The organism is Novosphingobium sp. PY1 (assembly GCF_017312445.1).
Lineage (GTDB): Bacteria > Pseudomonadota > Alphaproteobacteria > Sphingomonadales > Sphingomonadaceae > Novosphingobium.
Map to the genome: position 1 here is coordinate 106,634 of NZ_BLTI01000004.1, position 17,534 is coordinate 124,167.

At 64.0% G+C, this 17,534-nt stretch carries 23 protein-coding genes; 13 read left to right on the forward strand and 10 right to left on the reverse strand.

The window, feature by feature from the left end; all coding sequences use genetic code 11:
• Positions 1–372 precede the first annotated feature (372 nt).
• The 3 genes from J3474_RS04575 to J3474_RS04585 all read left to right on the forward strand — a co-directional run bounded on the left by J3474_RS04575 (position 373) and on the right by J3474_RS04585 (position 1,704).
• Positions 373–672, forward strand: coding sequence for a DUF736 domain-containing protein (locus J3474_RS04575; protein ID WP_207093234.1), 300 nt, complete (start codon positions 373–375; stop codon positions 670–672).
• A gap of 595 nt (positions 673–1,267) precedes the next feature.
• Positions 1,268–1,486 (forward strand): DUF2274 domain-containing protein, encoded by a 219-nt coding sequence (locus J3474_RS04580; protein ID WP_207093235.1) that lies wholly within the window; start codon positions 1,268–1,270, stop codon positions 1,484–1,486.
• Positions 1,483–1,704 (forward strand): AlpA family transcriptional regulator, encoded by a 222-nt coding sequence (locus tag J3474_RS04585; protein WP_242528190.1) that lies wholly within the window; start codon positions 1,483–1,485, stop codon positions 1,702–1,704. Before J3474_RS04580 ends, J3474_RS04585 begins: the two co-directional genes overlap by 4 nt.
• Positions 1,705–1,721: 17 nt before the next feature.
• Here J3474_RS04585 and J3474_RS04590 read toward each other — a convergent pair whose 3' ends face one another.
• The 8 genes from J3474_RS04590 to J3474_RS04625 form a co-directional block, all read right to left on the reverse strand.
• Positions 1,722–2,228, reverse strand: coding sequence for a DUF6692 family protein (locus tag J3474_RS04590; protein WP_207093236.1), 507 nt, complete (start codon positions 2,226–2,228; stop codon positions 1,722–1,724).
• Positions 2,225–2,779 (reverse strand): DUF305 domain-containing protein, encoded by a 555-nt coding sequence (locus J3474_RS04595; protein WP_242528191.1) that lies wholly within the window; start codon positions 2,777–2,779, stop codon positions 2,225–2,227. Before J3474_RS04595 ends, J3474_RS04590 begins: the two co-directional genes overlap by 4 nt.
• A 3-nt stretch (positions 2,780–2,782) precedes the next feature.
• Positions 2,783–3,166 carry an ion channel gene (locus tag J3474_RS04600; protein ID WP_242528192.1) on the reverse strand — a complete coding sequence of 128 codons (384 nt, stop codon included), beginning with the start codon at positions 3,164–3,166 and terminating at the stop codon, positions 2,783–2,785.
• 61 nt (positions 3,167–3,227) lie between these two features.
• Entirely contained in the window at positions 3,228–4,577 is a 1,350-nt protein-coding gene (locus tag J3474_RS04605; RefSeq protein ID WP_207093237.1) for an APC family permease, read from the reverse strand.
• Positions 4,574–6,892 (reverse strand): copper-translocating P-type ATPase, encoded by a 2,319-nt coding sequence (locus J3474_RS04610; protein WP_242528193.1) that lies wholly within the window; start codon positions 6,890–6,892, stop codon positions 4,574–4,576. The genes J3474_RS04605 and J3474_RS04610 overlap by 4 nt, the downstream gene beginning before the upstream one ends.
• A 30-nt stretch (positions 6,893–6,922) precedes the next feature.
• Positions 6,923–7,207, reverse strand: a complete 285-nt coding sequence (locus tag J3474_RS04615) for a hypothetical protein (RefSeq protein ID WP_207093238.1) — start codon at positions 7,205–7,207, stop codon at positions 6,923–6,925.
• Positions 7,208–7,227: 20 nt separating this feature from the next.
• On the reverse strand, positions 7,228–7,644 hold the full coding sequence (locus J3474_RS04620) for a DUF411 domain-containing protein (protein WP_242528194.1): 417 nt from the start codon (positions 7,642–7,644) through the stop codon (positions 7,228–7,230).
• A 66-nt stretch (positions 7,645–7,710) separates the two neighbouring features.
• Positions 7,711–8,397: a DUF2231 domain-containing protein gene (locus J3474_RS04625; RefSeq protein ID WP_207093239.1), complete on the reverse strand. Its 687-nt coding sequence runs from the start codon at positions 8,395–8,397 to the stop codon at positions 7,711–7,713.
• 99 nt (positions 8,398–8,496) lie between these two features.
• Here J3474_RS04625 and J3474_RS04630 point away from each other — a divergent pair, with 99 nt between their 5' ends.
• Genes J3474_RS04630 through J3474_RS04650 form a run of 5 tightly spaced genes read left to right on the forward strand, consistent with a single transcriptional unit; the run spans position 8,497 to position 12,630 of the window.
• Positions 8,497–8,781, forward strand: coding sequence for a hypothetical protein (locus J3474_RS04630; protein WP_207093240.1), 285 nt, complete (start codon positions 8,497–8,499; stop codon positions 8,779–8,781).
• Positions 8,778–9,218 (forward strand): periplasmic heavy metal sensor, encoded by a 441-nt coding sequence (locus J3474_RS04635; RefSeq protein WP_207093241.1) that lies wholly within the window; start codon positions 8,778–8,780, stop codon positions 9,216–9,218. Before J3474_RS04630 ends, J3474_RS04635 begins: the two co-directional genes overlap by 4 nt.
• A gap of 6 nt (positions 9,219–9,224) precedes the next feature.
• Positions 9,225–9,785 (forward strand): RNA polymerase sigma factor, encoded by a 561-nt coding sequence (locus tag J3474_RS04640; RefSeq protein ID WP_207093242.1) that lies wholly within the window; start codon positions 9,225–9,227, stop codon positions 9,783–9,785.
• 32 nt (positions 9,786–9,817) lie between these two features.
• Entirely contained in the window at positions 9,818–11,608 is a 1,791-nt protein-coding gene (locus J3474_RS04645) for a copper resistance system multicopper oxidase (protein WP_207093243.1), read from the forward strand.
• The gene (locus J3474_RS04650; protein ID WP_376706511.1) at positions 11,608–12,630 is read left to right on the forward strand and encodes a copper resistance protein B; all 1,023 of its coding nucleotides are present in this window, start codon (positions 11,608–11,610) and stop codon (positions 12,628–12,630) included. Before J3474_RS04645 ends, J3474_RS04650 begins: the two co-directional genes overlap by 1 nt.
• Here the strand turns inward: J3474_RS04650 and J3474_RS22575 are convergent.
• Positions 12,596–13,384: an MFS transporter gene (locus tag J3474_RS22575; RefSeq protein WP_242528195.1), complete on the reverse strand. Its 789-nt coding sequence runs from the start codon at positions 13,382–13,384 to the stop codon at positions 12,596–12,598. The two genes, J3474_RS04650 and J3474_RS22575, sit on opposite strands and share 35 nt — an antisense overlap.
• Here J3474_RS22575 and J3474_RS04660 point away from each other — a divergent pair.
• A complete protein-coding gene (locus tag J3474_RS04660) occupies positions 13,383–14,228 on the forward strand; it encodes a DUF932 domain-containing protein (RefSeq protein WP_207093244.1) in 846 nt (281 codons plus the stop codon). The two genes, J3474_RS22575 and J3474_RS04660, sit on opposite strands and share 2 nt — an antisense overlap.
• A gap of 183 nt (positions 14,229–14,411) precedes the next feature.
• Here the strand turns inward: J3474_RS04660 and J3474_RS04665 are convergent, their stop codons facing one another.
• Complete coding sequence (locus tag J3474_RS04665) at positions 14,412–14,630, reverse strand: helix-turn-helix domain-containing protein (protein ID WP_120323806.1); 219 nt, start codon at positions 14,628–14,630, stop codon at positions 14,412–14,414.
• 271 nt (positions 14,631–14,901) lie between these two features.
• Between J3474_RS04665 and J3474_RS04670 the strand changes: the two genes are divergently transcribed.
• From J3474_RS04670 to J3474_RS04685, 4 genes are all read left to right on the forward strand, one after another.
• The gene (locus J3474_RS04670) at positions 14,902–15,156 is read left to right on the forward strand and encodes a DNA -binding domain-containing protein (RefSeq protein ID WP_207093245.1); all 255 of its coding nucleotides are present in this window, start codon (positions 14,902–14,904) and stop codon (positions 15,154–15,156) included.
• 158 nt (positions 15,157–15,314) lie between these two features.
• Positions 15,315–16,094 (forward strand): DUF2285 domain-containing protein, encoded by a 780-nt coding sequence (locus J3474_RS04675; RefSeq protein WP_207093246.1) that lies wholly within the window; start codon positions 15,315–15,317, stop codon positions 16,092–16,094.
• Between the two features lie 118 nt (positions 16,095–16,212).
• Positions 16,213–16,479 carry an AlpA family transcriptional regulator gene (locus tag J3474_RS04680; protein ID WP_021227839.1) on the forward strand — a complete coding sequence of 89 codons (267 nt, stop codon included), beginning with the start codon at positions 16,213–16,215 and terminating at the stop codon, positions 16,477–16,479.
• Positions 16,480–16,486: 7 nt separating this feature from the next.
• The gene (locus tag J3474_RS04685; protein WP_207093247.1) at positions 16,487–17,380 is read left to right on the forward strand and encodes a replication initiator protein A; all 894 of its coding nucleotides are present in this window, start codon (positions 16,487–16,489) and stop codon (positions 17,378–17,380) included.
• Positions 17,381–17,534: the final 154 nt, after the last annotated feature.

The window sequence follows — 17,534 nt, forward strand, 5'->3', positions numbered from 1 at the left end:
CGCTCAATTTGCCCTTGTGTGGTATGGAGAGCGTTCTGTTCGACAGGTGCCGAAACACCTGCACCTGTGGCTTAGGGATTCCGATCGCACACCTGCATTCTCTGTTCCCTGCCGTCAGAACCACACCCACACGGCCTCTCTCATGGCTGGTCTGACCGGAGGCAGCTTCGCCCGATCGGCTATGCCGCAATGACGGGTCCGCCGCTTTTTCCGCCGCCTGACGGCTTTGCATCGCGAAACAAAAAAGCGGCGTCCCGCCATCCTCCGCTTCGCTGCGGTCCCTTTGGGATGCGCCGCCGATCGCTCCGGTCCCTTGAACCGCCATCGAGGCCGCGATGGGCGCGGTCCGAGCAACACGAAAGGAACCACGACATGGCTACCATCGGCACCTTCACCGCCAACGACAACGGCGAACTGGGCGGCACCATCAGGACGCTCACCCTCAACACCCAGGCAATTCTCCGCCCCGTCGACAAGGACGGCGAGAAATCTCCCGACTTTCGCGTCAGCGCCGGCAATCTCGACATCGGCGCCGCCTGGAAAAAGACCAGTCGCGAAGGCCGCGACTATATCTCGGTTAAGCTGGACGATCCGAGCTTCCCCGCTCCCGTCTATGCCACGCTGTCCGAGACCGACACTGGCGGCGAATACGCCCTCATCTGGTCGCGTTAAGGCCAACGGCGCCCCGCCCGTTCGGGCGGGGCGCATCGATCATCGGACGGATCGACCGGCTTTCACCTGGCAGTCATCGCCATCGCCAGCCAGAACTTGCGAGTGAAGCGCAATAAGCGGCATGAGGGGAAAGCGCAGAAAGGACAGATCGATGACCCGCCACTTCCCGCCGCCAAGCCTCGACGATGCCGCGCATCGGTCATTGCTGATCGAGGCGGCGCGGTGCTAGCGCAATGCGCGCGATACAGGCCAATCTGTCCAACCCTGTCTCTACACGATTCTTGCTTCCCAGAATTGCGAGATAATTGCTCCAGTGTCCGATAGCCTGATGCACCTGTGCGAAGATGCACTCGGCCGACCGGTCGCTGTCGGTGAAGCACTGCCTGGTGACGAGCATCTACTGCTCGGGCTGATCGACGGATCGAAACCGCGCCGCTCCGCCAGGCCCCTGTTTTCACGGGTCCGTAAAGGTCCACTGGGATCGACCGCAACCTCGATATCCAGCCGACCATCATGGTCCGGCCCGGCGCGCTCGTGCGTGTGCTGGTGACGCGCGACCTCATCCCCGCGCCCTGGCGCCGACAAGGAACCTGATATGGCCGATTTCAAGCTCGCCAAGCTGCCCGACGGTACGCCCGTAAAGCTTTCGATCACGATCACCCCCTGCCTCCAGTCGGCGTTGCAGGACTACGCGGCTGTCTATGCCAAGGCCTACGGTGTCGAAGAACCCGTGGCCCAACTCATCCCGGCAATGCTGGCGGCGTTTCTTGAAAGCGATCGTACCTTTGCGCGTAGCCGGGCGGCCCGCAAGTGAGCGAAGCCGAACATCCTATTTACCGCCCGATCAGGCTCAACGAAGTGAAGCGTCGTGTCGGATTGGGCAAGTCGATGATCTATCGGCTGATTCAGGAAGGAAAGTTCCCGGCGCCCTACAAGATCTCTCCATTCGCCTCGCGCTGGAGCGATCGCGAAGTGACCGCCTGGATCGACGAGGTGAAGAACGGGTTCGAAGGAAAGCGGCGCCGGTTTTGACCGCGCGGCGGACCGCGTCAGGACTTTTTCGTCCCGGCGCAGTCCCGATAACCGCGAAAGCCAAGCTCATCTTTCGCGCCCGGCAGTGCGATCAGCATTTCAGCACCGGGGAGACCGTTGTCGCTCTTATCCTCCGCGGCGGGTCGCAGCCGGATGCGCAGGTTGCCGTCGGCGAAGTAGCCCTCAGCGACGCGAGCGAGCCGCACGAGTTTGCCGTTGAGCTTCACATAGCCGAGGCCATTGGCACGGTCCTCGAAGAAGGACGGATAGGCGACCCCTGTGAGGCGGATCACGCAATTGCCGGCAAGGCCCCCGAGACTGGCGACATCGGCCTCGTTCATGGTCTCGGGCTGTATCGCGCCGGTCGCTATCCCCGAGAGGGCTTCGGCGGCGCTCGCCGTCGGAGCGGCGGTCGGCGCCGGATCGACCTGCGCCTCGCGATCGTTACCGGGCGCGGTGTTCTGGTTGCAGGCACCAAGCAGCAGGGCAGTGCCGAGCGCAAGGGGAGTGAGCGAGCGAGTCATTGGGCGTTCTCCGATTGCGGGGCGGCGGGTACAGGGGCGAGCTCTTCGGGCAGGCGCTCGGTGCTGCGCACTCCGTTCGCTTCGATGTCGGCGATGAGATATTTCATTTCGGCAATCTCGCGCCGCTGCGCGACGATGATGTCCTTGGCCAGCTCGCGGACGCGCGGATCGCGCAGATGCGCTCGCTCGCTGGTCATGATCGCAATCGAGTGATGCGGGATCATTGCCTTCATATATTCGGTGTCGTTCACGGTGGTCTGGCTGCGCACCAGCCACAGCGCCACCGCGAAGACCAGCGCGGCCACTCCGAGAATGATCCAGTTCTTGGTCTTGTTCTTGTACATCCCCCACATGAAAAGGAGCATGACGACCATCATCATCGCGCCCATCACGAATGCCATCCAGAAGCGCGTCTCGCTCCAGAAGACGTGATCTATGCTGAAGGTGTTGGCGTACATCAGCCCGAACATGATTGCGGTCGAGGTGCCGATCATGGCCATGAAGCGCCAATAGTTGCCCCCGCCGTGATGGTGTTGCTGGCTATCCGACATGGATCACTCCTTTTGCTTCTTCATTGTCGAGAACACGAACTGCGCGGTGCAGCTGATCAGCAGGAAACCGGTGAGGGATTCGATCCCCGCCAGCGCGCGCAGGTGCCCGGTGGGATAGATGTCCCCGAGGCCGAGCGTGGTGATGTTGATGAGCGAGAAATAGAACAGGTCCATCGCGCTCATCGCAGGCTCCTTGTCGAACCCCCCGATCCCGAGCGCTGCGCTACCGGCGAAGCCGATCGCAAAGAGACCGGTGACGAGCAGGTGGCTGGCGAGCACGATGAGATAGGCAAGGCTGAGCCGCAGGGAACCGATCGAGGCAGGCTGAACGGTCAGCCTCGCCAGGCGGATCATGCCAAGGTGCAGCCACAGGGCTGCAAGAAACAATACAATACCGATGATTGTCGCAGACGATATGGCTCCATCTCCCTTCTGTGGACTTCCATTTCTAACTTGTCTCGCGCTCGCGCCGTTCCCTGCGGCGCAAGAAGAGATACTCACCTGCAAAGACCAGAACGATGCCAATTGCCGCGTAGAGTACGACCATCGGGTCGCTCTTGAGCTTCACCCACGAAAAGGCGGCAAGGACCACGCCGTTGGCAGCCATGGCCGCGAGCAGGATTGCCGCCCGTGCCCCCACATCGCGGCGCAGGTGCCGGAAGACACCCCAATGTACCAGCATGTCCATGACCAGGTAGAAGAAGGCCCCTAGTGCGGCGATGCGGGTCAGGTCGAAGAGCACCGCGAGCGTTCCCGCCATGACCACGGTGTAGACCAGGAGGTGACTGCGCAGGCTTCCCTTCATCCCGAAATGGCTGTGCGGAATCAGCGTCATTTCGGTCAGCATCGTCAGCATGCGCGAGACCGCGAACACGCTTGCCACGACGCCCGATGCCGTGGCCGTGACCGCGATCACCACCGTGAACCAGAATCCCGCAGGTCCGAGCGCCGGCTCGGCGGCCGCGGCCAGCGAATAATCGCGTGCCTCGACAATCCGTTCGATGCTGAGGCTGGAACCGACGGCGACCGCGACGAGGAGATAGGTCACCACGCAAATGGCAATCGCGATCATGATCGTCCGGCCGACATTGCGGTGCGGGTCGACGATCTCGCCGCCACTGTTGGTGATGGTCGTAAACCCCTTGAAGGCGAGGATCGAGAAGGCGATCGAGGCGACAAAGCCCATGCCCTTGAAACCGGTTGCGGGCTCGGCAAAGGCACCGCCGCTGAAGCCACTGGCCCACAGGGCAGCGATTGCGAAGATCGCGATGCCGCCGATCTTGATCGCGGACATGACGAGCGACGCGGTACTCACCGAGCGATTGCCAGCCGCGTTTACGAGATAGGCAAACACGATGAGGGCCAAGGCCAGAACCGAGAGCAACAGCCCGTTCGTCTCCTCGCCGAACGGCCGCAGCGCGTAGGTCGCGAAAGTTCGGGCCACCAGGCTTTCGTTGATGACCATCGACAGCGCCATCAGCACCGAAGCCGAGGCGGCGATGGTACCGGGGCCGTAAGCCTTTTGCAGGATCATCGCGATGCCGCCCGAGGAAGGCCAGGCGTCCGACATCTTGACGTAGCTGTAGGCGGCAAGCGCGGTAACAAACGCGCCCGCGATAAACGAAAGCGGGAATAGCGGGCCGGCGAGTTCGGCGATCTGGCCTGTCAGGGCAAAGATACCGGCGCCGATCATGACGCCGGTCCCCATCGCGACCGCACCGCTCAGCGAGATGCTGCCTTGCTGCTCGGCGCCCTCATGCGCCCGGTGGGCGCTGGAATGATCGTGTTCGCCGGTCACAGCCGCGCCGTGCGCAGGCGCAGCGAGTTCAGCACTACCGAGATCGAGGACAAGCTCATCGCAAAGGCGGCGAACATTGGACTGATGAGCAGCCCCATCGCCGGGTAAAGCACGCCTGCCGCGACCGGCACACCCGCGGCATTGTAGATCAGCGCGAAGAACAGGTTCTGGCGGATGTTCCCCATCGTCGCCTGCGCCAGCCGCCGGGCGCGCACGATCCCGTCGAGGTTGCTCTTTACCAGGGTGATTCCGGCACTCTCGATGGCAACGTCTGCACCGGTCCCCATGGCGATCCCGACATCGGCCTGAGCGAGCGCGGGAGCATCGTTCACGCCGTCACCCGCCATGGCAACCTTTGCGCCTTGCCCCTGCAGTTCGCGAATGATCCGCGCCTTGTCTTCGGGCAGCACGTCGGCGCGGATTTCGTCGATCCCGAGCCGCGCCGCAACGGCCTTGGCAGTACGTTCGTTGTCGCCGGTGGCCATTATGATCCGCAGGCCCAGTTGGTGGAGTGCCTTGAGAGCGTCGGGTGTGGTTTCCTTGACCGGATCGGCAACGCTGACGAGTCCCGCCAGCGCTCCGTCCAGCGCAACGAACATGACGGTCTCGCCTTCGTCGCGTCGCGCATTGGCCTTGTCGACCAGATCGCCGCCGACGAGACCCATGTCTTCGAGCAGGGCCTTGTTGCCGAGCGCTACCGCCCGGCCATCGATCTTCCCTTTGACACCCTTGCCGGTGACAGCCTCGAAGTCGCTCGCATCCGCGAGAGGCAAATCGCGCTCTTGCGCGCCGGTCACGATAGCCTCGGCAAGCGGGTGTTCCGAACCGCGCTCAAGCGAGGCCGCGAGCCGCAGCACCTCGTCTTCGCCGTCCGGACCCGAGGCCATGACTGCAACCAGGCGGGGCTTGCCCTCGGTCAGTGTGCCGGTTTTGTCGACGATCAGCGTGTCGATCTTCTCGAAGCGTTCCAACGCCTCGGCGTTCTTGATCAGCACGCCCGCCTGCGCGCCGCGCCCGGTTGCGGTCATGATCGACATTGGCGTCGCCAAGCCGAGGGCGCAGGGGCAGGCGATGATAAGAACGGAAACGGCGGCGACCAGTGCATAGGCGAGCGCGGGGGAAGGACCGAACATGGCCCAGCCGATAAAGGCGAGGCCCGCAACTCCCATCACCGCCGGAACGAACCAGCCCGCGACCTTGTCGGCATATTTCTGGATCGGCGCGCGCGACCGCTGGGCAGCGGCGACCATGTCGACGATCTGCGCCAGCATGGTGTCAGCGCCGACTCGCCGGGCTTCCATTACGAGGCTTCCGGTTCCGTTGATCGTTGCGCCGGTGAGCGTATCGCCGGCGGTTTTCTCGACCGGCACGGGCTCGCCGGTGATCATGCTTTCATCGACCGAAGAGCGCCCATCGACGACCACGCCATCGACCGGCACCTTGTCGCCGGGGCGCACGCGCAAGCGATCGCCGACCGCGATCTCTTCCAGCGGGACCTCTTCCTCGCGTCCGTCTTCGCCGATCCGCGTGGCCGATTTCGCTGCGAGGTCCAGCAGGGCGCGGATCGCCTTGCCGGTCCCCTCGCGCGCGCGCAGTTCCATGACCTGGCCGAGCAGAACCAGAACGACGATGACAGCCGCGGCCTCGAAATAGACGCCGACATGGCCTTCGGCGCTGCGAAAGCCCGCCGGAAAGACGCCGGGTGCGAGGACTGCAACGACGCTGAAGAGATAAGCGGCGGCAACGCCCATCGCGATGAGCGAGAACATGTTGAGGTTTCGCGTCCGGAAAGAATTCCAGCCGCGCACCATGAACGGCCAACCGCACCACAGCACGACCGGCGTGCCGAGTGCGAATTCGATCCACATCGCAGTCCACTCGCCCAGTCCCTCGCGCAGCGCGCCGAGCCCGACCAGCGGCCCCATCGTCAGTACCAAGAGCGGCAGCGTGAGGACTGCGCCAATCCAGAACCGCCGGGTGAAATCGATCAGTTCCGGATTGGGGCCGTCCTCCACCATCGCGGCGGATTCGAGTTCGAGCCCCATGCCGCATATCGGACAGGGGCCCGGATGGGTCTGGCGCACCTGTGGGTGCATCGGACAGGTATAGACCGGTCCCGCATAATCGGACGGAACGTGGTTGTAGCGCCCGTCATCCGGCGCGGGTTCGGCGGCGTGACCGGAGCAACCGGCGTGTCCGTGGCCGCCGGACTGGCCCGCTTCATCCTCGGGAACGAGATGCATGCCGCATTTTGGGCAGTCTCCCGGGTCTTCCTGCCGCACCTCGGGATGCATCGGACAGACGAATGTGGTCATGGACGGCGCACTCTCTCGGATCTCTCGGCCCTACTTGGGCGCTTGCGGCGGGTGTTGGTCGTGGGCGGGCTGTCCTTGCGGGCTTCCGCCATGGTCCATCTTGCCGTGATCCATGTGCGGCTGGTCCATCATCCGGCAAGTCATATTGCCGTCCTCGCCCTTGACCATCATGCCCTGCATTTTCATGCCGTTATGTATCATCTCACACGTCTGCGGTTTCTTGGCTGGAGGCGCTGGCTGGTCGGTCTGGGCTTCGCCGGCCCAGGCCGGACCCGCGAGCAAAGCGCCCGCGACGATAACGATCAGCTTGTTCACTCGAATTCTCCTCGTCTCATTCAATTGTAACTACTGAAAGCCGCGCGTCCGGCCTTGCCGAAGGCAACCACCTGATAGGGCTGGGTGCGTCCGCCCATTTCCATGCCCGGCGATCCCACCGGCATTCCGGCAACCGCCAATCCTTCGACGCCCTTGGGACGTTCGCGTAGAAGTCGCGCGATGTCGGCGGCCGGTACATGGCCTTCGATGACATAGCCCTCGACGATCATGGTATGGCACGAGCGCAGGTCGCCAGGAACGCCGTGGCGGTCCTTGACAGCGGCCATGTCGGCGCTGTCCCGCACGTCGATTTCGGCGTTCATTCCCTCACGGATATGCGTCGCCCAGGCTTCGCAGCACCCGCAACTGGGATCGCGCAGCATGGTGTAACTTGCCGCCTGCGCGGCACCGGAACAGGCCACGAGCGCGAGCAGCATGGCGGTATTGAGCGTGCTTCGCAGCGATCTTTTGCAAAAATTTCCCATGAACCTACGTCCTTCCGCCTATCGAATTCCGAGATGGTTGGGGCCGAAGACCATTTCGCCGCCGAGATAGCCCTGCGCAACAAGCGCGGCGGCAAGGACCGCCAGCGCAAGACGCAGGCCCGCGCGGCTATGCGAACGAAATGCGAGCCACGCCGCAACCAGCGCTACGCCGGCGATCGCGGTTCCGTTCCAGCGATGAAGTGCGAGCGTTTCCGATCGGTCGGAAAGCCGCCACCCGGCCGCGAACCAGCCGAGCAGGGCGGCGATCGCGGCACCTCCTGCACCACCGGCGACGAGGAACCGCACCGTCGTCTCCAGCGCCAGGGAGGGGCGCAAAATAAGCAGCAACTCGGCGAGAGCCGCCATCAGCAGCAGCGCGATCGGGAAGTGAGCCGCTATGGGATGAAGCCGGCCGAGAACGTCACCCGCCGAACTCGCGCGGTTCTCCGCGACGGCAGCCGCCAGTGCCTGTTCGGGTGTTGGCTGCTCAGCGACTGCCTCTTGCAAACCATAGTCATGGATCCCGTGCGACGCTTCTTCCATGACATCGTGCCCGCCTGCGGCATCATGGCTTTCCATCTGCGCCATCTCGGCGTCACTCCTGTCCTCCTTGTGGCCTTCGTGAGCACTGACGATGGCAGGCATGGCAAGCACGAGGGCGGCCAGCGGAACGAAGATTTGCCGGAGCAGGGTCGATCGGTTCATGCTCCTGTTACGCCGCGGCTTCGCGCACCCCTCACTATTTTTTCGAGGGGCGGAACCGAACGCAGCGTATAGGAAGGGTGCAAGCAGGAACGAGGCACGATGCGAGACGAACACAGACTGGATAAGGCGCTGGCCAGGCTCGGGTCGGGCAGCGGCGGGGCGATCCCGGAGGACTTCATGGACGGCGTCTGGATGCGCGCCGGCCGACTGGAAGAAGTGTCCGCGCGGCGGACCCACCTGGTGCTCTTTGCCGCGATGGCCTTTATCGGGCTAGGCGCCGGGTTCGGCACGACGCAGGCCCCGGCCAATGCCGAGCCGGCGGGTTACCAGCTGGTCGAGGGCGCCGATCTGTCTCCGGCCGCCCTGCTCCACGTCGAACCATGAAGGTCGGTGGATTGCAGCTGCTGCTGGCGGTCCTGCTGGCCCTGATCGCAGGCTGCATCGGCGCCTTTGCGGCAAGCGAGTGGCGCGAGACCAGCCATCCGCAGACGCTGCACGAATTCGTCCACGAAGAACTCGACCTCGATGCCGCGCAAAACGCCAGGCTCGATCAGCTCGAGGCCCGCTTCGCCGTCGAACGCAAGGAACTCGACCTGTCGCTGCGCGCGGCCAACGCCCGGCTCGCATCCGCGATGGAGGAGGAACACGATTACGGACCCAAGGTCGCGGCGGCGATCGACGATGTCCATGCGCGCATGGGGGATTTGCAAAAGGCCACCGTCCAGCACGTATTCGCGATGCGCATGCTGCTCGATCCGGCGCAGCAGCAGCGCTTCGACCGTCAGGTCGCCTCTTCGCTCACCGGCGAACCCGGCGAATGAACGGCGGTGCAGGGGCAGCACGACACGGGTGAACAGGGCCTGGTTGAGGACGTCCGGTCGGGAAGCCGGACGGCATTCGGACGGCTCGTCGAGCCGCACCTTCCGCGGTTGCTCGGCCTTGCCCGACGCATGCTTGGCTCGAACGAGGAGGCGGAGGACGCCGTCCAGACCGCTCTCGCTTCGACGTGGGTCGCACGCGCAAAGCTGGACCCCGCCCAACCGGTGGCGGCCTATCTCACGACCGTGACGCTCAACAAGTGCCGTGACCGGTTGCGGCGGCGCAAGGCGGCCCGCTTCCTGAGCTTCGGGCTCTTCGATATGGACCTGCCGGTTGCTGCCGCCACCCCCGACGCGGAAACCGAAATCGGCGATCGACAGACCCTCGAAAGCGTGTCCCGCGCGATCGAGCGCCTGCCGGTCAAGCTGCGCGAGGCGCTGGTCCTCGTGACCATCGATGGCCGGAGCCAGCGCGAGGCGGCCGAACTTCTTGGCGTGACCGAAAAGACGATCGAGACACGCATTTACCGCGCGCGCCAGCGCCTGCGCGAAAAGCTCGATTTTGTTTGAGGGGTGATGGCCCTGCCGGCGTAAGCGAGAGTATGAGCATTTCCTCCCGCAGCGACAGGTTCGCGATCGACCGCCGCAAATTTCTGACCCGCAGCGCAGGAGCAGCGAGCCTGCTCGGGCTTGGCCACACCCTACCTGCATGGGCGCGTGGGAGCCACAGCGGGACCGTAGCGCACAAGGGCAGCGACGTCCTCTCCGGCGAGCATATGACGATGTCGGTCGCGGATGCGAGCTTCGCCACTGGCAGCCGACACGGTCCGGCGGTAACGGTGAACGGGACGCTTCCCGGTCCCCTGCTACGGCTGCGCGAGGGCCAGAACCTCGTCGTCGACCTTGAGAACAACAGCTCGATGGGGACCTCGATCCACTGGCACGGCCTGCTCGTGCCGTTTCTCATGGACGGCGTGCCCGGCGTTACCATGGCGGCCGTCGAGCCGGGCGAGCGGTTCCGCTACGAGTTTCCTATCCGCCAGGCCGGGACCTATTGGTGGCACGCCCACACATTGCAGGAACCGATGGGGCATTACGGCCCGATCATTATCGATCCGGCGGATGGCGATCCGCACAAGGTCGATCGCGACTATGTCGTAATGCTCTCGGACTGGTCGCCGATGGACCCCCACACGCTCATGAAGAAGTTGAAGGTGGGCGAGGCACCTTTCAACTTCCAGAAGACCACGGCAACCGACGACTATCCCCTATCGGGCGAGGATCGCCGGATGTGGGCGCGCATGCGGATGATGCCGACCGACATCTCGGACGTCTCCGCACCGCTCTATAGCTACCTCCTCAACGGCCACGGCCCCGAAGACGGGCTGGAATTTGCTTTCAACCCCGGTGAGCGGGTTCGCCTGCGCTTCATCAATGGCTCGGCGATGACCTTCTTCAACGTGCGTATCCCCGGCCTGCCGATGACGGTCATCGCCGCCGACGGGCAGGATGTGCGCCCGGTCGAGGTCGACGAATTTCAGATCGGCAATGCCGAAACCTATGACGTCATCGTCGAGCCGACCGGTATGGATGCGTTCACGATTGTCGCGGAGGCAATGGACCGCTCAGGCATGGGGCTTGCCATGCTGACAAGTCGCGCTGGCGCGCGCGCTGCAGTTCCTGCGCTGCGCGACCCACCGCTTTTGACGATGGCGGACATGGGGATGAACCATGGCTCGTCTGCGGGAGCGATGGACCATGGTGCGATGGCCGGCATGGATCACGGTTCGTCCGATTCCATGGAAGGTTCGATGGACATGGGCTCGATGTCGATGCGCGACATCTCCCTGCTTCCGCCCAGCGTCAAGGTCGGCCCCGGCATCGACATGGTCTCGATGAACCCCGTCGACCGCATGGGCGATCCCGGCATCGGTCTGACCGAGGTTGACCACCGCGTCCTCAACTACAAGCAACTCGTCGCCGCGAAGATGAACCCGGACATGCGCCGGCCGACGCGGCTCAAGGAAATCCATCTGACCGGCAACATGGAACGCTACATGTGGTCCTTCGACGGCCAGAAGTTTTCCGCCGTCACGGACGATCCGATCCGCTTCGCCTTCAACGAGCGTGTGCGGGTGAAACTGGTAAACGACACGATGATGGCGCACCCGATCCACCTGCACGGGCATTTCTTCGAGCTGGTGAACGATGCGCCCCACGGGCATCAGCCGCTCAAGCACACGGTCATCGTCCAGCCGGGCGGCAGCGCACAGTTCGACCTGACGGCGAATGAACCCGGCGACTGGGCGTTTCACTGCCACCTCATCTACCACATGCATAATGGCATGTTTCAGGTCGTGACGGTCCGCCCGCTGCAGGGGGGACAAGGCTGATGCGTGCTGCAACGCCGTTCCTTTTTGCGCTCGCGCTGGTCCCCGGCACCGCAATCGCGCAGGATCACCAGCATGGGGCGCAGCGTCCAACGGAAAGCGACGCCGCCGCTCCTGTAGAGGCCCCGGCGGCCTATGCCGCCGAGGAAGATGCCATGGATCAGGGCACAATGGACCATTCCCAAATGGACCATTCAGCGATGGATCACGAAGCCATGGACCCCGCTGCGATGGACCATTCGGGCATGGATCACGCTGCGATGGAAAGCGATGCGCCGATCCCTCAGGGGCCGCCGCCGCCCGAGGCTTTCGAGGGTCCGGCATTCGCCGCCGACGCCTTCGTTGGCCCTGAGAAAATGGCTGCGTCGCGCGCTTCGGTTGTTCGCGAAGTGAGCGGCATGCCGGTATTCTGGTTCCAGGCAGACCGCGCCGAATTGCGCGTGCGAGATGGCAAGGACGGCTACCTCTGGGACGTCCAAGGGTATTACGGCGGTGACCTCGACAAATTCTGGTTCAAGAGCGAGGGCGAAGGGAGTTTCGGCGAGAAACCCGAAGCGGCCGAAGTGCAAGGCCTGTGGAGCCACGCGATCGGTCCCTGGTGGGACTTGCAGGCGGGCGTTCGACAAGACCTGACCGGCCCCGAGCGCACATATGCAGTCGTCGGCTTGCAAGGGCTCGCGCCTTACCTCTTCGAAGTCGATGCCGCAGCCTTTCTCTCGACGAAAGGCGATCTCACCGCCCGCATCGAGGCGGAACTCGACCAGCGGATTACGCAACGCCTGATTCTGCAGCCGCGGGTTGAGCTCAACCTCTCAGCGCAGGATGTTCCCGAACTCGGCATAGGCGCCGGGCTCGATTCCGCGGAGGCGGGCCTTCGCCTACGCTATGAATTCGCCCGCGAATTTGCGCCCTATGTCGGCGTCGAGCAGGAATGGAAGGTCGGCAGGAGCGCGGACTACGCACGTGCCCGCAGCGAGAATCCAAGCGTAACTAACTATGTGATCGGCGTGCGCTTCTGGTTCTGAGCTGTGAAGGCGATAGCGTGCGAGTCTCGGGCAGTGCAAGCAGCGCCAGCAGCAGGTTTCCCGCGTTGAGCGCGGCCGCCGCGATGAAGGGCCGCGACGTCCAATCTTCGCCGAGCAATCCGCCAAGCATCGGTCCGATGATGAAGCCCGTGCCGAACATGGCGCCCATCACACCGAACCGGCGCGCGCGCTGCTCGCCAGGCGTGATGTCGGTGAGATAGGCCGTGGCGACCGACACGTTGGTGTTGGTCAATCCGGGCACGGCCTGGCTGAACATCAACATCCAGCGCTGCGGCGCCAGCGCCATAACGACAAAGTTGATCGCCACGCCCGCCAGCGAAACGAGCAGGACCGGCCGTCGCCCGAACCGGTCGCTCAGGGCGCCGAGTACGGGCGCGAACACGAACCGCATAGAGCGCGGCCATCCAAGCACCAACTCATCTGGTCGCGCTGACCGGCGCACCAGGAGGGCGCCCCGTCGATGGCGGTGCGCCTTCTTGCCGTTCCAGTGGGTGGCGATGACAAGATAGACGGCCCGTTTGGTCCGGCGCCGATCATCGGGTTGCTTGGGGCGCTGCCCCCAGCGCCCTTCGGAGCGGCTTCCGCCCAGCTTCCTCCGCGCTGCGCGTTCCGTGCAGCCGGTTCCCCGCGAAGCCGCCCACTCCGGTTGCACCCCCGGTCTCGCCGACGGGCAGGGTTTCAGCGCGGCAGTACCGCTCGCGCGGAAACCCAAGCCAAGGAAGGAAAGGCCCATGAGCATCCACCATCTCGCCACTCGGTTCGGTCGCAATGCCCATCAGATCAGCGGACGCGAGCCGCTCGACAATGAGGCGCTCTATCGCCACGTCCCGTCAATCTTCGCCAACGAGGCGCATGACAGCCGTTCGCAGCGCTATGTCTATGTCCCGACCATCGACATCGTGGAGGGGCTGCGGCGGGAAGGATGGTTTCCGTTCTTCGCCGTGCAGTCGGTCCCCCGCGATGGCAGCCGCCACGGCCACGCCAAGCACATGCTGCGCCTGCGCCGGGATGAGGGTATCGGCAAGCCCGAGGCGGCCGAGGTCATTATCGTGAACAGCCATGACGGCACCAGCGCTTACCAAATGTTCGCCGGAATGCTGCGCTTCGTCTGCACCAACTCCATGATCGCGGGCGAGCGGTTCGAGGAGGTTCGCGTGCCCCATAAGGGCAATATCCAACATGACATCATCGAGGGTGTTTACACCGTGGCGGAGGACTTCCCCCATCTGATCGACGCCAGCGAGAACATGAAGGAAGTGCGGCTTTCCGAAGACGAGCGCCGCTTGCTCGGCGAAGTCAGCCTTGTCGCCCGCTATGGCGAAGACGAAAGCCCGATCCGGCCCGACCAGATCATTGAACCGCGCCGCCGCGAGGATATGGACCCGAGCCTCTGGACCACGTTCAACGTCATTCAGGAGAATGTCATTCGGGGCGGCTTGCAGGGCCGCAAGCGCAATGCCGAGGGGCGCATTCGTCGCAGCCGCTCGCGACCGATCAACGGCATCGACCAGAATGTGACGCTCAACCGGGCGCTCTGGACGCTGGCCGAGGGGATGCAGCGCCTCAAATCCGCCTGATCGCGGTGCCGTAGGGCCGGTTCCGGCCCTACGGCTTCCCGGACTGCGCAGGCTACCGATCGCCCGGCTCCCGGCGCGCGGCCCAAGGCCCGCGCGCCGGTCGAAGCGGACGGGCTCGCCGGGCGTTCGCCCGGCTCGCGTTTTAATGTTCTGAATGGCTCACAAGGATTTGATAAATGAGGGTCAGGCCTGATCGTCGGGCTGCACCAATTCGACGTGACTCACGCCAAGAGCCTGAGCCAGTTCATACAGCGTGATTACGGTCGGATTCCTTTTGCCGCGCTCAAGGCTACTGAGATATTGCTGACTGAAGCCGGACCGCGCCTCCACCTCTTCCTGGGTCAGCCCCTTGTCTCGGCGCAAACGCGCGAAATTTCGGCCAACCAATTTGCGCATATCCATGCGCTGCAGGATCGTGATTTACATACTTTGAGTTTATGAACTATAGTATGTAAACGATCTTCGCGATGTTGGCGTCCAGCAGGTACGCGCACTACGACCGTCTGCATGTATCACCGGCGAGACGCTCCGGCCGATGGATAAACACGCGACCGAGTTATCCGCAAATCATCATGTTGCGATAGCGAATGCGGGAGGATTGCTTCGGTCCATTACGGTGTATGTTTGGTGAATCTGCACGAGTTGGAATCAGGGCCGAGGCACGAGGCGAACGATGGGAATAACAGCCTTCGAAGATCACGCCCCAGACGCGCCCTACATTACGGCTTACGACGAACGCCACCATCACACCTATTGGCGGCTGCTCGATGCGGCCGAGGAAAAAGCCGACTGGCAGGAGGTGGTTCGCATCATCTTCGGCATGGACCCGGCCGCCGAGCCGGGCCGGGCGAAGACCGTCTATGACAGTCATCTCGCTCGCGCTCGCTGGATGTGCGAGCGTGGTTATCGGCACTATCTGCGGCCCTGATCCTAACCGTTAAATCCGCGCCGCGCGCCGGCATTCTCCTCTGCCGCCTGTCTTATTTCCGCTATGTACCTGAGTGCGCAGCGGAACTTCCCTGCGATTGCCAGCCCGAACAACATCCCTCGTCGCGCTCCGCAGAGGGCCATGCTTAGGAGGGGCGTATGCCGCCTGAGAGGGACTGGCGCGCGCCCCCGGACGAAGCCGGGAGCGATGCGCTTGCATATTCCGACATCGCCCTCGGCTATCTCAGCCGCAACCCGACTTACCGCGCCGACTACACCCGCGCGCTACGGCGTGTGAAGCGCGGGACGACCACCGCTGACGACGCGACCGCTGCGCTGGTGCGGCGCTGGGGCATCAGCTTCCATGCGGAACCGGCGACGGCCTTCGATCCCAAGCTGACTGTCGCCAGACCGGACCTATCGCCGACGAATATTGTCCTGGCCCCAGCGCCGGTCGACATTGGCGCGACACAGATCATCGACGAAAAGCAGCTCGGCACAATCCGCGCGCGGATGCGGATCGGAAAATATCTGCACGTCATTCTCGCCGATTCCGATGGCGACGAGCACATCTGGATCGCGGGCGCGCTGGATGGCCCATTGGCAATGATGCTGCCGATCGAGGCCGATCCTTTCGCGCGCCTTGCTGCGGCCGAGCGGCTTTGCCGCCGCCTCAACGGCATGGCGGTGGGACCGCCGACGTTGCGGCCGCCCCCTTTTCGGCGGCTGCATCTGCTTACCTTGCTGCAAGTGCTCGACGGCCTGCAGGCGGGCGCCACGCAGCGGGAGCTGGCCGCCTCGCTGATACACCAGAAGGTTCGTCGCTACAGCGCCGCGGACTGGGTTGAAAGCAGGGAACGCAAGCGCGTCCGCCGCTGGATCGCCGAAGCCGTCGAGCTGCGCGACGGTGGCTATATTCGCCTGCTGCGTGGCGGCTGAGGGGACGTTTTTACGCCCACCGGCGCTGTCCCTTCTTTAGACAGCGGTCATTTCGCCATCATCGCCTCCTGACCGCCGGCCTTCCTTGCGGACGCCGGCCATCACCAGGAGGATCATCATGACCGAACCTGTGGCCGTGACCACGCCGCGCTACCTCAAGACGCCTGATGCGGCGATCCACCTTGGCCTGTCGGCCCGGACGCTGGAAAAACACCGCTGCTTCGGCACCGGCCCGGTGTTTCGCAAGCTGGGCGGCCGCATCGTCTATGCGATCGACGACCTTGAAGCCTGGGCGGCACTGGGCACCCGTCGCTCGACCTCCGACACTGGTACCGGCGTGGTCCATCCCGCCAAGCGGCTGCCCACCGACTGCGTCCGGCGCTGACAGGCCGATGCAGGCTGCACGTCCCCATTCCAGCCGGACCAGCGGTGAGCGGACGCAGCTCGAGCTGTTCCGCTCCATCCCCGGCGACCTTGCCGCGCGAGATGCTCAGGACCTGATGTCCTGGCCTTTCTTCAGCTTGGCCAAGACCAGACGGCAGGCACCGATCGACTTTCGCATGGGTGCGACATGGATCTCGGTCGAGGCCGTCCCCGAGCATGGCATGGCAACGATCTGGGATGCCGACGTGCTCATCTGGGCCGCCAGTCAGCTCGTTTCCGCGCGGGATGCAGGGCGGCCGACCTCGCGGCTGATGATGACGACGCCCCACGAGATACTGGCATTCACCCGGCGCGGCACGGGTAAGGCGAGCTATGAGCGACTGAAGGCGGCGCTCGACCGGCTCCAATCCACTACCGTCGCCACCTCGATCCGCCAGGAGCACCAACGCCGGCGCCATCGCTTCTCATGGATCAATGAGTGGCGCGAACTGGCGGACGGCAACGGCCGTGCGCTGGGCATCGAGTTGATCTTGCCCGACTGGTTCTATGCAGGCGTGCTCGATCGCGCGCTCGTACTGACGATTGACCGCGACTATTTCGACCTGACCGGCGGTCTCGAACGCTGGCTCTACCGCATCGTGCGTAAGCACGGCGGACGGCAGGCTGGTGGCTGGAGCTTCGATGTCCCGCACCTTCATCTCAAGTCGGGCGTGCTCTCGCCGCTGCGCCGCTTCGCGTTCGAGCTCCGCGCTATCGTCGCCCGCCAGCCACTGCCCGGTTACGTCCTCGCGCTTGAACATGCGCTCGGCCGCGACCGGCTTAATTTCATGCCGGTTCCGGTCGATCCGTTCGATGCCGCCATGCGCCGCGTCGGTCTCAAGCCTGTGGAGAACCAGCCATGAGACACGGACTATCAGGAACACCTAGAGTCGGACGATCAGGAACGCGAAGCACGGACTATCGGGAACACTTCCTCCCCGGAAACCCGCAGAAAACCGAGCGGAATCGGCCCCTCTCTAACTATCCTAATAGAAAAGAATCCTTCGGATTCTTGCT